The 12,889-nt window shown below is 71.3% G+C and carries 10 protein-coding genes; 2 read left to right on the top strand and 8 right to left on the bottom strand.

The genetic code is table 11. The annotated features are described in order from the left end of the window. Window positions 1-3: 3 nt before the first annotated feature. Genes ABD378_RS37280 through ABD378_RS37265 form a run of 4 tightly spaced genes read right to left on the bottom strand, consistent with a single transcriptional unit; the run spans window position 4 to window position 3,485 of the window. Window positions 4-450, bottom strand: a complete 447-nt coding sequence (locus ABD378_RS37280; protein WP_344528618.1) for a GNAT family N-acetyltransferase — start codon at window positions 448-450, stop codon at window positions 4-6. Further along, window positions 447-1,955 (bottom strand): tripartite tricarboxylate transporter permease, encoded by a 1,509-nt coding sequence (locus ABD378_RS37275; protein WP_344528616.1) that lies wholly within the window; start codon window positions 1,953-1,955, stop codon window positions 447-449. The genes ABD378_RS37280 and ABD378_RS37275 overlap by 4 nt, the downstream gene beginning before the upstream one ends. A 1-nt stretch (window position 1,956) precedes the next feature. Continuing rightward, window positions 1,957-2,505, bottom strand: coding sequence for a tripartite tricarboxylate transporter TctB family protein (locus ABD378_RS37270; protein WP_344528614.1), 549 nt, complete (start codon window positions 2,503-2,505; stop codon window positions 1,957-1,959). Then, window positions 2,502-3,485 (bottom strand): Bug family tripartite tricarboxylate transporter substrate binding protein, encoded by a 984-nt coding sequence (locus ABD378_RS37265; RefSeq protein ID WP_344528649.1) that lies wholly within the window; start codon window positions 3,483-3,485, stop codon window positions 2,502-2,504. Before ABD378_RS37265 ends, ABD378_RS37270 begins: the two co-directional genes overlap by 4 nt. Before the next feature lie 195 nt (window positions 3,486-3,680). On the opposite strand from ABD378_RS37265, the gene ABD378_RS37260 reads away from it, so the two are divergent. Next, window positions 3,681-4,367: a response regulator gene (locus tag ABD378_RS37260; RefSeq protein WP_344528612.1), complete on the top strand. Its 687-nt coding sequence runs from the start codon at window positions 3,681-3,683 to the stop codon at window positions 4,365-4,367. A 69-nt stretch (window positions 4,368-4,436) separates the two neighbouring features. Here the strand turns inward: ABD378_RS37260 and ABD378_RS37255 are convergent, their stop codons facing one another. Continuing rightward, window positions 4,437-5,762, bottom strand: a complete 1,326-nt coding sequence (locus ABD378_RS37255) for a deoxyguanosinetriphosphate triphosphohydrolase family protein (protein WP_344528610.1) — start codon at window positions 5,760-5,762, stop codon at window positions 4,437-4,439. 290 nt (window positions 5,763-6,052) lie between these two features. Here ABD378_RS37255 and ABD378_RS37250 point away from each other — a divergent pair, with 290 nt between their 5' ends. Then, complete coding sequence (locus ABD378_RS37250) at window positions 6,053-7,051, top strand: lytic polysaccharide monooxygenase auxiliary activity family 9 protein (protein ID WP_344528608.1); 999 nt, start codon at window positions 6,053-6,055, stop codon at window positions 7,049-7,051. Window positions 7,052-7,140: 89 nt separating this feature from the next. Here ABD378_RS37250 and ABD378_RS37245 read toward each other — a convergent pair whose 3' ends face one another. The 3 genes from ABD378_RS37245 to ABD378_RS37235 form a co-directional block, all read right to left on the bottom strand. Continuing rightward, the gene (locus ABD378_RS37245; RefSeq protein ID WP_344528606.1) at window positions 7,141-8,004 is read right to left on the bottom strand and encodes an esterase/lipase family protein; all 864 of its coding nucleotides are present in this window, start codon (window positions 8,002-8,004) and stop codon (window positions 7,141-7,143) included. Between the two features lie 317 nt (window positions 8,005-8,321). Further along, entirely contained in the window at window positions 8,322-9,305 is a 984-nt protein-coding gene (locus ABD378_RS37240; protein ID WP_344528604.1) for a DNA polymerase Y family protein, read from the bottom strand. After that, entirely contained in the window at window positions 9,302-12,793 is a 3,492-nt protein-coding gene (locus ABD378_RS37235) for a DNA polymerase III subunit alpha (protein ID WP_344528602.1), read from the bottom strand. The genes ABD378_RS37240 and ABD378_RS37235 overlap by 4 nt, the downstream gene beginning before the upstream one ends. Window positions 12,794-12,889: the final 96 nt, after the last annotated feature.

Raw genomic sequence — 12,889 nt, 5'->3', positions numbered from 1 at the left:
CCTCTAGAGGGTCTTCCTGTAGTGGTAGCGGTCGTAGGGGCCGTCCACTCTGCGCTCCACCATCTCGTAGCCGTACCGCGGGTAGAGCTTCTGGTTCTCCCACATCATCGCGTTCGTGTAGAGCCGGACCTCCGGCAGCCCCAGCGACCGCGCCCGCTCGTCCACGAAGGCGAGCAGGCGGCGGCCCACCCCTTGGCCCGCGGCCTCGGGGTGGACCGCGATGCTGTCCAGGAAGAGATGGTCCTCGTGCGGGACCAGGACCAGGACGCCCACGACCACCGGGTCCCCGGTGACGAACACCCGCCCCGCCGCCACCTCCGCCGCGTGATCCGCCTCCATGGGGACGGGCACGACACCGATGCGCTCGATGTAGGGGTGGTACGCCGCGTCCGTCACCGCCTTCACGGCGGGGACGTCGGCGGCGGTGGCGAGGCGGATGTCGGTTGTCATGCCTTTACGTCTACGTCAGTGCTCCTGCCCCGCACCAGCAGTTTCTTCAGGAGCGGCCAGAGCACGATCAGCGCGATGATCACGTACACCGTGATCGAGAAGGGCGTGTCGACCAGGCCGCTGACGCTGCCGTCGCTGATCTGCAGGGCACGGCGCAGCTGTTGCTCGGCGTTCGGGCCGAGGATGACGCCGATGACCGCGGGCAGGATGGGCAGTCCGTAGCGCCGCATGCCGAAGCCGATCAGGCCGATGATCAGCAGGATCACCAGGTCGAGGGCCTCGCCGCCCACCGCGTACGCGCCCACCGCCGCGAAGAAGAGGATTCCCGCGTAGAGATAGGGCCTCGGGATGCGGAGCAGCTTCGCCCAGACCGGGGCCAGCGGCAGGTTCAGGGCAAGGAGCAGGACCATGCCCACGAAGAGGGATGCGATCAGGCCCCAGACCAGGTCCGGTTCGCGCTCGAAGAGAAGCGGGCCCGGCTGGATCCCGTACTGCTGGAAGGCCGCGAGCATCACTGCCGCCACCGCCGTCGTGGGCAGGCCGAGGGTCAGCATGGAGACGAGAGTGCCTGCCGCCGATGCCGATGACGCCGACTCGGGGCCCGCCACTCCCTCGATCGCGCCCTTGCCCCACTCCTCCTTGTGCTTGGACAGGCGCTTCTCGGTGACGTAGGAGAGGAAGGTGGGGATCTCGGCGCCGCCCGCGGGGATCGCGCCGAACGGGAAGCCGATGAGCGGGCCGCGCAGCCAGGACTTCCAGGTGCGCTTCACGTCGGCCTTGCCCAGCCAGGGGCGGCCCACCGGGATCGCCTCGCCGCTCGTGCGCCGCAGATGGGCCGCGACCCACAGGGCCTCGCCGATCGCGAAGAGACCCACCGCGACGATCACCACGTCGATGCCGTCGGCGAGTTGGAGCGAGCCGAAGGTCAGACGCTGCTGTCCGGTCATCTGGTCGAGGCCGACCAGGCCGAGGGTGAGGCCGATGAGGAGCGAGGCGAGTCCTCGTACGCGCGAGGAGCCGAGGACCGACGTCACCGCGATGAACGCGAGCACCATGATGGCGAAGTAGTCGGGCGCCCCGATGTCGACCGCGAGCTCCGCGACGGTCGGTGCGAGCGCCACCAGGAGGATCGTGCCGATGATGCCGCCCGCGAAGTGCCCGATGGCGGCGGCCGCGAGCGCTTGCGCGCCGCGCCCCGCCTTGGCCATCGGATTGCCTTCCATGGCGGCCACCACCGCGGCGCTCTCACCCGGTGTGTTCAGCAGGATCGAGGTCGTCGAGCCGCCGAACATCGCTCCGTAGTAGATGCCCGCGAACATGATGAACGCGCCGGTCGGCTCCAGGCCGTACGTCACGGGCAGCAGCAGCGCCACCGCCATCGCGGGGCCGATGCCGGGCAGGACGCCGATCGCGGTGCCCAGGAGCACGCCGATGGCGGCCCAGAGCAGGTTCATGGGGGTGAGGGCCGTGCCGAAGCCGTCCATCAGGGAGTTGAAGGCATCCATGTCACAGCACTCCCATCAGTGGTCCGCCGGGGAGCGGCACCCCGAGCAGGTTGTTGAAGACGACGTACGTGATGAGGGAGAGCCCTGCCGCGATGAGCGGATCGCGGTCCAGGTGACGGCTGCCGAGCGCGTACGCGGCGCCCCAGAAGAGCAGGGCGCCCGCGATGGGGAAGCCGAGCGGTTCGATGAGGACGGCGGCGCCGAGGAAGACTCCGGCCAGGAGCAGCACGGTGCGCCAGTCGGCGGGTTCGGACAGGTCGATGTCCTCGCCGCCCTCGGCCTCGCCGCGGCCGCCCCGCAGGACGTCGATCGCGAGGAGGACGGCGACGACCAGGAGTCCGATACCCACGGCTATGGGGACGGTCTTGGGGCCGATCGGGCCGCGCTGGGCGATCTCGACGTCCATGGTGAGCGCGTCCGTGAGGACGAGGACGCCGAGGGCCAACAGCATGACGCAGACGCCGAGTTCGGAGTGCTCGCGCAGCCATGAGCGGCGGCTGCTCCCGCTCTCCCCGGGCGGGTTCGACGGGGATTCGGTCGTCGTCGTCACAGTCCCAGCTCCTTCAGCACGGACACCACGCTCTTGTCCTGGGCGGCCAGGAAGTCGCCGAACTTGTCCCCGGTGAGGAAGGCGTCGTCCCAGCCGTTGGTCTTGAGGGACTTGCGCCACTGGGGAGAGTCGTGCAGCTTCCTGACCAGGCCGGTGAGCTTCTTGCGTTCGGCTTCGGAGAGGCCGGGCGGGGCGACGATGCCGCGCCAGTTGGTGAAGTCCACGTCGTAGCCGGACTCCTTGAGGGTCGGGCCGTCCAGGCCCTTGGCCCGCTTGGGTCCGGTGGTCGCGAGCAGCCGCAGTTCGCCCGACTTGATCTGGTCGAGGTACTCGCCGACGCCGGAGACGCCGAAGGCGACCTTCTTGCCGAGGATCGAGGCGAGGAGTTCGCCGCCGCCGTCGAAGGGGACGTAGTTGACCTTCTTCGGGTCGATCCCCGCGGCGCGTGCCATCAGCATCGGGGCGAGGTGGTCGGGGCCGCCCGGGGATGAGCCGCCGCCGACCGGGAGCTTGCCCGGGTTCTTCTTCCAGGCGGTGACCAGCTGCTTGATGTTCTTGTACGGCGAGTCCTTGGCGACCACGACGACGTCCGGCTCTTCGGTGAGGCGGGCGATGGGGGTGGTGTCGGCGAGGGTCTTGGCCGAGTCGTTGGAGCGGGCCGCGCCCACGACTCCCAGCCCCATGGACATCGCGAGCTTGCCGTTGCCGTGCTCGCCGACGAGGCGGCTGAGGCCGACGGTGCCGCCGGCGCCGGGCAGGTTGAACACCTCGATGTTGTGGGTGAGTCCGGCGTCCTCGGCGTTCTTCGCCGCGGTGCGGGCGGTGATGTCGTAGCCGCCGCCCGGCGTGTTGGGGACCATGAGGCGCAGGCCGGGGATCTGTGTGCCGGTCTCGGAGCCGCTGCCCGTGGAGAGCAGCGGCGGCCCTGCGAGCACGAGCAGCGCGGCCCCGAGCAGGGCAAGGGGTGTGCGCAGACGCACGTGTGCCACCACCTGTCGGTACGTAGGAGTTTGTGAGCGGCCGGGCTCCCCGTGGGGGCGGGAGCCCGGCCGCCGTCCGCGGGGACGGGGATACCTGTGAGGTGGCCCACATGTTGCCTGCGCGTTAAGAAGCTGTCTCTCTTCCGGAATCAACGGACGTTGTGGTCGTTGTGGTCGCGCCCATAGCCTGCGGCGATGACAAGGGTGCTGGTCGTGGACGACGACTTCATGGTCGCCAAACTGCACAGCCGTTATGTGTCCGCGGTGGACGGATTCTCGGTGGTGGGAGTGGCGCACAGCGGTGCGGAGGCGCTTGCCGCGGTGGAGCGGCTGCGCCCCGATCTCGTACTCCTTGACGTCTATCTGCCCGATATGGACGGCATCGCGGTGCTACGGGAGCTGCGGGCCGTCGAGGAGCGCGACCGGGAACGGCAGCCGCTGGACGCGCTGTTCATCACGGCGGCGCGGGACGCGGAGATCGTGCGGGCGGCGCTGCGGGCCGGTGCGCTGCACTATCTGATCAAGCCGTTCAACCAGGCCGCGCTGCGCGAGCAGTTGCTGCACGTGGCGGCGGTGCGGGCCCGCCTCGACGGCCTTGACGAGGCGCGCCAGGAGGACGTCGACCAGATATTCGGCCCCCGCCCTCCCGGCTCCCGCGAACTCCCGAAGGGCCTTGCGGCCCACACCGCGGACCTGGTCGAGCAGACGCTGCGGGGCCACCCTGGCGGGCTTTCCGCATCGGAGTGCGCGCAGGAAGGGGCGCTCTCGCGGGTCAGCGCCCGCCGCTATCTGGAGTTCTTCGCGGACACGGGGCGGGTCGAGGTGACGCTGCGGTACGGGGGGACGGGGCGGCCTGAGCGGCGGTACCGCTGGGTCCGCTAGCGGTCGGCCCGGAGGGCTCCCCCGGGCCCATCGGCGGCGCGGCTGCCCCGCGCCCCTGGGGGCCCGGTGTCACAGCCACACGTTGTCGTTGACCGAGCCGAGGCCCGTGCCGGAGAGGCGGCGGTGCAGGGCGAGCGCCTGGTCCTCGGTGAGCGAGGCGACATGGTCGGCGGCGGCCCGCAGCCGGTCGCCGTGCAGCGCCAGCTCCTCGGCACGGTCCCGCGGCAGCAGCTCGGGCGCGTCATGGCTCCAGCGCAGCAGCTCGCCGACCACCCGCCGCTTGCCGTGCTGCTGGGTGGCGAGCGCCGGGCGGTCGATGACGTAGCACCACACCAGCTCCTTGAGCAGATCGCAGGCCGCCCGCCGCTCGGCCGGGATCACGAGGCGCGCCCCGTACCGGATCGCCGCGGTGCCGCCCACCTCAAGATCGATGCCGCGGGTGAAGTACGCGATCAGGTCGGCGGTGCGCCGGTTCACCGCGACCGCGTCCTCATGGCTGCCGCTGTAGGGGGCGTGCACCGCGAGCCGTTTGCCGATGTCCGCCATCAGCAGCAGCGCCGCATCGCGGTCGAAGGCCTCGCCCGCCCGCACCCGCTTGGCCTGTACGTAGTCCAGGAAGCGGCGGGTCTCGCGCTCGGTGTCGCCGCCGGCGGCTCCGTCCGGCGGGAACAGCGCGGCCAGTGGGATCAGGCCCGTACGGTAGAAGTCCTCCACGTCGTGGCAGGCGTAGGTGACATCGTCCGCCCAGTCCATGACCTGTTCCTCGACCGGCACCGCGTCGTCGGTGCGGCCCGCCCTCACCCACGCGAACGCATCCCGGTCGGCGACGTACACCCCCCACTTCACGTGCCGCGCCGCGTCCTGGTCGATCGGCGCCCGCTCCCACGGGTACTTGGTGGACGCGTCCAGACAGGCGCGGGTCAGGTGCAGTCCGCGATGGCCCGGGTATTTGTGGGCGGCGAGGAAGGTCAGCACGCGCAGGGTCTGCGCATTGCCCTCGAAGCTGTCGAGGACGCCGTCCGCGAGGTGCAGTTCGTCCATCGTGGCGCGCAGCGCCAGTTCACCGGCGTGCCCGAAGGGCGGATGGCCGATGTCGTGCGCCATGCAGGCCGCTTCGACGAGCGCCGGATTCGGCCCGCCGTACTTGCGCTCAAGACGCTCCGCCATCCGCCGGCCGAGCTGGGCGACCTTCATCGAGTGTGTGAGGCGGGTGTGGTACGCGCCCAGCTCGGCGCTCGCCACCACCTGGCTCTTGCCCGCGAGCGCCCGCCACTGGGTCGAGTACAGGATCCGGTCCACGTCGTGCTCGAACCCGGACCGCTGCCCGTCGTCGGCCACCCGGCGCTGCAGGGAGTGCTGCTCTAGATCCTCGTCGCTGTATCTGGCTGGTCGCATGCGCGGATGCTACGGCCTACTCCCCCGGACCGTCCCGTAGCTCACGTACTGGTCAAACAGGGGCGTCCCAGGGCTCAGCCTCAGCCCTCGGTTAGCCCTCCCTTAACCCCACCATAAAGATCGCCATCACCCCCTCCCAGCAGGCGAATTCGGGGATTTCAGCGGCTAGTTTTCTCGTCGCCGGGCCGGTTACGAACCGTCGGCGCCGCACGCAATCGGGGGGCGGCACCGGCCGTTCGCAACCGTCTCGTGTCCCCCACCCCCAGAACCGCCGCTGAGGAGAACCACTCATGACCGCACGTCGCAAGGTCGCCACGATCGCTGCCGTCGGCATCGCCCCGCTCGCCCTGACCGCCCTTTCGGCCACCCCCGCCGCCGCGCACGGTTCCATGACGGACCCGGTGAGCCGTGTCTCCGCGTGCTTCCAGGAGGGTCCGGAGGCCCCGAAGTCGGCTGCCTGCAAGGCGGCTGTCGCGGCCAGTGGCGCGCAGGCCTTCTACGACTGGAACGGCGTGAACATCGCCAACGCCGCGGGCAAGTCGAAGGAGATCATCCCCGACGGCAAGCTGTGCAGCGCGGGCAACGACAAGTACAAGGGCCTCGACCTGCCGCGCGCCGACTGGCCGTCCAGCAAGCTCGCCGGCGGCAACCACACCTTCCACTACAAGGGCACCGCCCCGCACAAGGGCTCCTTCGAGCTGTACATCACGAAGGACTCGTACGACCCGACCAAGCCCCTGAAGTGGTCGGACCTGGAGGAGAAGCCGTTCGTCGACGTCACCGACCCGAAGATGGAGAACGGTGACTACGTCTTCGACGGCAAGGTCCCGGCCAAGTCGGGCCGCCACCTGATCTACTCGATCTGGCAGCGCTCGGACTCCCCCGAGGCCTTCTACACCTGCTCCGACGTCGTCTTCGGCAAGGACAGCGGCGGCAGCGAGGCCGCGGCTCCGGCCCCCACCGCCTCCGCGCCCTCCGAGAAGGACATCGCCGCGGGTGCGGAGAAGTCCACCGTCGAGCACCGGGGCCACGGCGACAGTGACGCCAAGACGGGTGCCGAGGCCTCCGAGGCGGCTCCGGCCCCGGCTACGGAGGAGGGCGCCTCCGGCAACCAGCCCGAGGTGAACGGCTCCGCCGCGAAGCCCGCGGCCACCAACGAGAACCTCGCCGAGACCGGCGGCGACAGCAACACCCCGTACATCGCGATCGGCGGCGCCGCCGCCCTGGCCGTCGGTGCCGCGGCCATGTTCGGCACGGCCCGCCGCCGGACGGCGCGGCACGGCCGCTGAGCCGTCGAGTACGCGTCGAGTACGCGTCGAGCCGCCGCTGACCCCGGTCAGCGGCGGCTCTCGGTTCAGGCGAAGGTTCAGGAGAACGTTCAGGAGAAGCAGGTGCTCGGCTTGGCGTGCGCCGGGTCGAGGGCGTTCGCGACCTCGTGGTGTGCGACGCGGTCGAGGATCCCTATCGCCACGTGTTCGGCGAGGTCGACGGGGCACAGGTCCTGGACGGTGACGTTGCGTACGCCCGGGCCGTTCAGGAATTGCGTGCGGTACGGGGTGACCACCTCGTCGTACCTCGTGGCGATGACGGTGTAGCGCACGCCGGGCACCGTGTCGCCGCCTTCGTTGAGCTTGGTCAGGAACGGTGATCCGGCCACCTGGTCGGCGAGGCTCGGGGTCTTGGTGGTGAGCAGGTCCTCGATGCCGGGGAAGTAGGGCAGCAGCCTGGTCAGGCCGAGCAGGGTGGTGCCGTGGTTGTCGGGCGCGAGGCCGATCAGGGCGTTGACCTTCTCCGCGCCGCCGAGGAACTTCAGGTAGTAGCGGGGCATCATGCCGCCCTGCGAGTGGCCCACGAGGTCCGCTTCGGCGGCGCCCGTCGAGGCGAGCACCTTGTCGACGAAGCCGTCGAGCTGCTCGGCCGACTTGTCGATCGGCCCGAGTCCGTTGAAGAACGGCACGCCGGGCAGCTGGCCGTAGTCGAGGGAGTAGACGCAGTAGCCGCGCCGCACCAAGTAGGGCGCCAGGACGAGCCAGTTGTCGATGGAGTTGCCGAAGGTGCCGTGGACGAGGACCACGGGGCGGGGATGAGCGGCGGACGGCTTGCAGCCGTAGTCGTTCCAGCCGCTCGAAGAGGCGGTGGCGACGGGCGCGGCGGACGCCGTGGCGGCGGGGGTGAGGGTGAGCGCGCCCGTCATGAGCAGGGCGGCGGTGAACGCGGTGAGCGCTCGTCTCCAGGGCAGCATCGTGTGATCTCCTTGCGGCTCAAGGGAGTTGCGATGAATGAGCCCTGTGATCCGGATCACGAGGATGCCGTGCACACGCCAAATTAGGTGCCGGTCGTAGAAGTGTGAAGTTACGCGTCAGTAAAAACTTCCAGTAATCACTGGCGCGGTCCCTCGCGAGCGCCTATCGAGGGGCCTGTCGCTCGGCGATCGGCTACCCGCCGGACGCGTACCCGGTGTCGGCCACCGAGGCGTGGATCGTGTTCGCGGTGTGGCCGCTGGTGGCGGCGGCCGTCACGGTCGTGACCGTGCACCGCCGCGACCTGTAGCCCCGGGGGCTACGCCGCCAGCGTCCCCGGCACGATCGCGCCAGGGCCGAACTTCGCCCGTGCCCGGTCGGCCACCGCCTCGATCCTGCGGGCTTTGTCGTCCACCGGGTCGAACATCAGCTGGTGGGCGGCGTGTTCGGCGGGGCCGAGCCCTTCGGCGCGCAGTGAGATGCCGCGCACCCGGGCCCGCTGGAGGCCGAGCGCCTCGTACATGCGGTAGGCGGTCGCGGTCAGCGCGGAGGAGTGCGCGGTCGGCTCGGGCAGCGTGCGGGTGCGGGTGATCGTCGAGTAGCCGGTGCGGTCCGCGTACCGCACGGTGAGGGCCAGGGAGCGGCACACCTGACCCTCGTCGCGCATCCGCGCACCGAGTTCATCGGTGAGCGAGAGCAGCGCCCTGCGGTGCCGTGCGGGGTCCAACTCGTCGCGGGGGAAGGGGCGTTCGGAGGCGAGGGAGCGGGCTGCCGCGTTCGGCACGACACGCGCGCGGTCGATGCCGTGCGCCTTCTCGTGCAGTTCGCGGCCGGTGCGGGCGCCGACGAGGCGCTGCAGCGTGGACAGCGGCGCGGCGGCCACCTTGCCGACGGAGTCGAGCCCGTACGAGCAGAGGGTGCGGGCGGTGGCGCGGCCGACCCCCGGCAGTTCGGCGACCGGTTTCGGGCCGAGGAACTCCGCGACGGCGTCCGGCTCCGACCCCACGACCAGGGTCACCCCCGGCTCGGCTCCCCGCACGGCCATCCGCGCCAGCATCGGCCCAGGACCGGCGCCGATCACGCAGTCCACGCCGCAGTGGGCGAGCGCCCGCACCCGTATCACTGAGGCGAGCTCGACGGCGTCGCGCCCGAAGTAACGCATGGCTCCCCGTACGTCGACGAGCGCGGCGTCGGGCGGCAGTGCCTCGACCACAGGGCTGAACTCGCCGAGCAGCGTGAGCAGTCGGGGCATGGCGGCCTCGTACATGGGCGGCAGGAGGAACCGTACGCAGAGAGTGCTCATCCCGCGCTCCCCGGGCTCTGGTGCCACAACTTCCGTCCTGTCGCCGCCCGTTCGCCGGGGGGCTGCAGGTCGGCCCAGGGGTGCATCTCGTACCCCGTGGACATCCGGATGCGGCGGCCGCCGTCCGCCGGAGGCGAGGCGCCGTCATCCGCCGCGGCTCCGCCGGACTCCCCCTCCGGTCCCGGCTCGGCGAGCCGCGCCCCCACCGCCTCGAGCCCGCCCTCCTGCCGCAGCTCCACCAGCTCCGCCAGGTTCCACGCCGCCGCGCCGACCACGCTGAGGCTGCGCGGCCCGCGCCGCTGCACCACTCCGCGGACGAGCAGCAGCCAGGAGTGGAAGACGGTGTGCGCGCACCGTTCGTGGGCGTCGTCGAAGAAGGCCAGGTCGACCAGGCCCGTGCCGTCGTCCAGGGTGGTGAAGATGACCCGTTTCCCGGAGCGGATCGGCGGGGTCTGGGTGGCCGCCTTGGCGCCCGCGACAAGGACGGTCGCCCCGTGCTCGGCCTCCCGCAGGCGGCGGGCCGTCAGCACGCCGAGCTCCCGGAGGAACTCCGCGTGGTCGCCCATGAGATGGCGCGAGGAGTCCATGCCGAGGACGCCGAGTTCGGCGCTGAGCCGCTCCGCGTCGTCCAGGTCCGGCAGCCCGGCGGGCGCCGTCCTCCGCCCGCCGGACAGGGGGAGTTGAGCCCCGGAGGAACCCCGCGAGCCCCGCCGCAGCTCCGTCAGGTGCAGTTGCAGATCGCGGCGGTTGGCGCCGAACGCGTCGAGCGCGCCGACCTGGGCGAGCCGCTGCGCGACCGGCTTGCTGGGCCTGGCCCGCTCCCAGAAGTCGAGGAGTGAGGCATAGGGCTGGGCGTCGGCGATCCGCGCGGCCTCGGCCTCGCTGATGCCGTGGACGTCGCAGAGGCCGAGGCGCAGGCCCCACACTTCCCTGGTCTTGGACGAACGACCAGAGTTATCAGACACCAGTTCGATACGGTGAGCGACCGCAGACCGGTTCACGTCCAGCGGAAGGATCGGCACTCCCCGCCGCCGCGCATCCGCGAGCAGCAGCCGCTTCGGGTACATGCCGGGGTCGTGCGTGAGCAACCCGGCGTAGAAGGCGGCCGGGTGATGGGCCTTCAGCCACGCCGACTGGTACGTCGGCACCGCGAAGGCCACGGCGTGCGCCTTGCAGAAGCCGTACGAACCGAAGGCCTCGATGATCTCCCAGGTCCGGCCGATCGTCTCGGCGTCGTATCCCTTCGCCGCCGCCTGCTGCGCGAACCAGAACCGGATCCGCCCCTGCGACTCGGGGTCGGAGAGCCCGCGCCGCACCCGGTCCGCCTCGTCGCGTCCGCAGCCGGTCATGATGTTCACGATGTCGATGATCTGCTCGTGGAAGACGACGACGCCGTACGTCTCCTTGAGCGGCCCCGCCAGATCCGGATGCGGATAGCGGATGGGCGCGCGGCCGTGCCTGGCCTCGATGAAGGGCCGCACCATGTCGGCGGCGACCGGCCCGGGACGGAAGAGCGAGATGTCGACGACCAGGTCGTGGAAGGTCGCGGGCTGAAGGCGTCCGACCAGGTCACGCTGGCCCGGCGACTCGATCTGGAAACAGCCCAACGTCTCGGCGGACTTGATGAGTTGGTACGTCGCCGGGTCCCCCGGCGGCACCGCGTCCACGTCCACCCGCGCACCCGTGGCCCGCTCGACCTCCCCCACCGCGTGCGCCATCGCCGACTGCATCCGCACGCCGAGCACGTCGAGCTTGAGCAGCCCGAGGTCCTCCACGTCCTCCTTGTCGAACTGGGACATGGGGAAGCCCTCGCCGCTGGTGGGCACGACGGGCGTACGGGCGAGCAGCGAGGCGTCGGAGAGCAGCACTCCGCACGGGTGCATGGCGATCCCGCGCGGCAGCGCGTCCAGGGCTTCCACCAGGTCCCACAGACGGCTGTGCTTCACCCCTCCCCGTTGCCACTCCCCCGCCACCTCCCGCAGTTCGGGCAGCTCCTCCATCGCCGAGCGTGCGTCCCGCGCGCGGATGTGCGGGAAGGCCTTGGCGATCTTGTCGATCTCGGCCGGGTCCATGGAGAGGGCGGCTCCGACGTCACGGATGGCGTGGCGGACGCGGTAGGTCTCGGGCATGGCGACGGTCGCGACCCGCTCGGTGCCGAAGCGGCCGATGATCGTGCGGTAGACCTCCAGGCGGCGGGCCGACTCGACGTCGATGTCGATGTCCGGCAGGACGGCCCGCCGGGTGGACAGGAACCGTTCCATGAGCAGGCCGTGCTCGACGGGGTCGGCGTGCGCGATGCCGATGAGGTGGTTGACCAGGGACCCGGCGCCGGAGCCGCGCGCCGCGACGCGGATCCCCAAGTCGCGTACGTCGTCGACCACTTGGGCCACGGTGAGGAAGTAGGAGGCGAAGCCGTGGTACGCGATGATGTCCAGCTCGTGGTGCATCCGCTCCCAGTACTCGCGGCCCTGGGGGGCGCGGTCGTACCCCCGCAGCACCATCCCCGCCGCCGCCCGCGAGGTGAGCACGCGCTGCGCGGTGCGGCGGCCCGCGCCGACGAGGTGCGGCTCGGGGAAGCGCACGGAGCCGATGCCGATGTCGTCCTCGGGGTCGACGAGACACTCGGCGGCGGCCGTCTGCGTCTGCTCGACTAGTCGGTGGGCGGTGTCGCGGCGGAAGCCGGCCGCCTCCACGATCCGCTCGGCGTTGCCCAGCATGGCGTCGGCGCCCTTCAACCACCGCTCCCCGCCGTCGAGTTCCTTGGTCGGGTCGACGGGGACGAGGCGGCGCGCGGCGTCGAGCACGTCGGCGACCGGGCCGAGCCCCGCGTCGGCGTAGCGGACGGCGTTGCTCAGGACGGGGCGGACACCCTGCTCGGCGGCGAAGCCGACGGTGCGGGCGGCGAGACGGAGCGAACCGGGTCCGGTGCCCTCGCGGCCGTGCCACACGGACTCCAGGCGCAGCGCGTCTCCGTAGCGCTCGCGCCAGGGGACCAGGAGGCGGGCGGCCCGGTCGGGGCGCCCGGCGGCGAGCGCTCGCCCCACGTCGGAAGCGGGCCCGAGCAGCACGGTCATGCCGTCGCCGTGGTTCTCCTCCCACGGGAGCACGGGCTGTCCATCGCCGCTCCGGTGCGCGGCGGTGATCAGGCGGCACAGCGCGGCCCAGCCCGTGGCGCCGTCGCGGGCGAGGAAGGTGACACGCGGGGTCGACTCATCGATGAAGGCACCGCCGCGCACGGGGGTCCGTCGCCGCGCACCGGGCGCCGAGGCGGGCTCCCCCACCGCGAGCTCGGTACCGAACAGCGGCCGCACCCCTTCCTTCGCACAGGCCTTGGCGAACCGGACGGTCCCCGCGAGGGTGTCCCGGTCGGTGAGCGCGAGGGCGTCCATGCCCCGCTCGGCGGCGCGCTCGGCAAGCCGCTCCGGGTGCGAGGCCCCGTACCGCGGGGAGAACCCGGAGACGGTGTGCAGATGCGTGAACCCTGGCACACGCACCTCCTGAAACCCTGAACCGATCCGACCTCACATCCCCCGCCTCCACCATAGACCAAGTTTCGAACGCATGTGCGACACGCGCGGTGACCC

Source organism: Streptomyces rectiviolaceus (assembly GCF_039533825.1).
Classification (GTDB): domain Bacteria; phylum Actinomycetota; class Actinomycetes; order Streptomycetales; family Streptomycetaceae; genus Streptomyces; species Streptomyces rectiviolaceus.
This window is presented reverse-complemented; position numbering and strand designations above follow the sequence as displayed.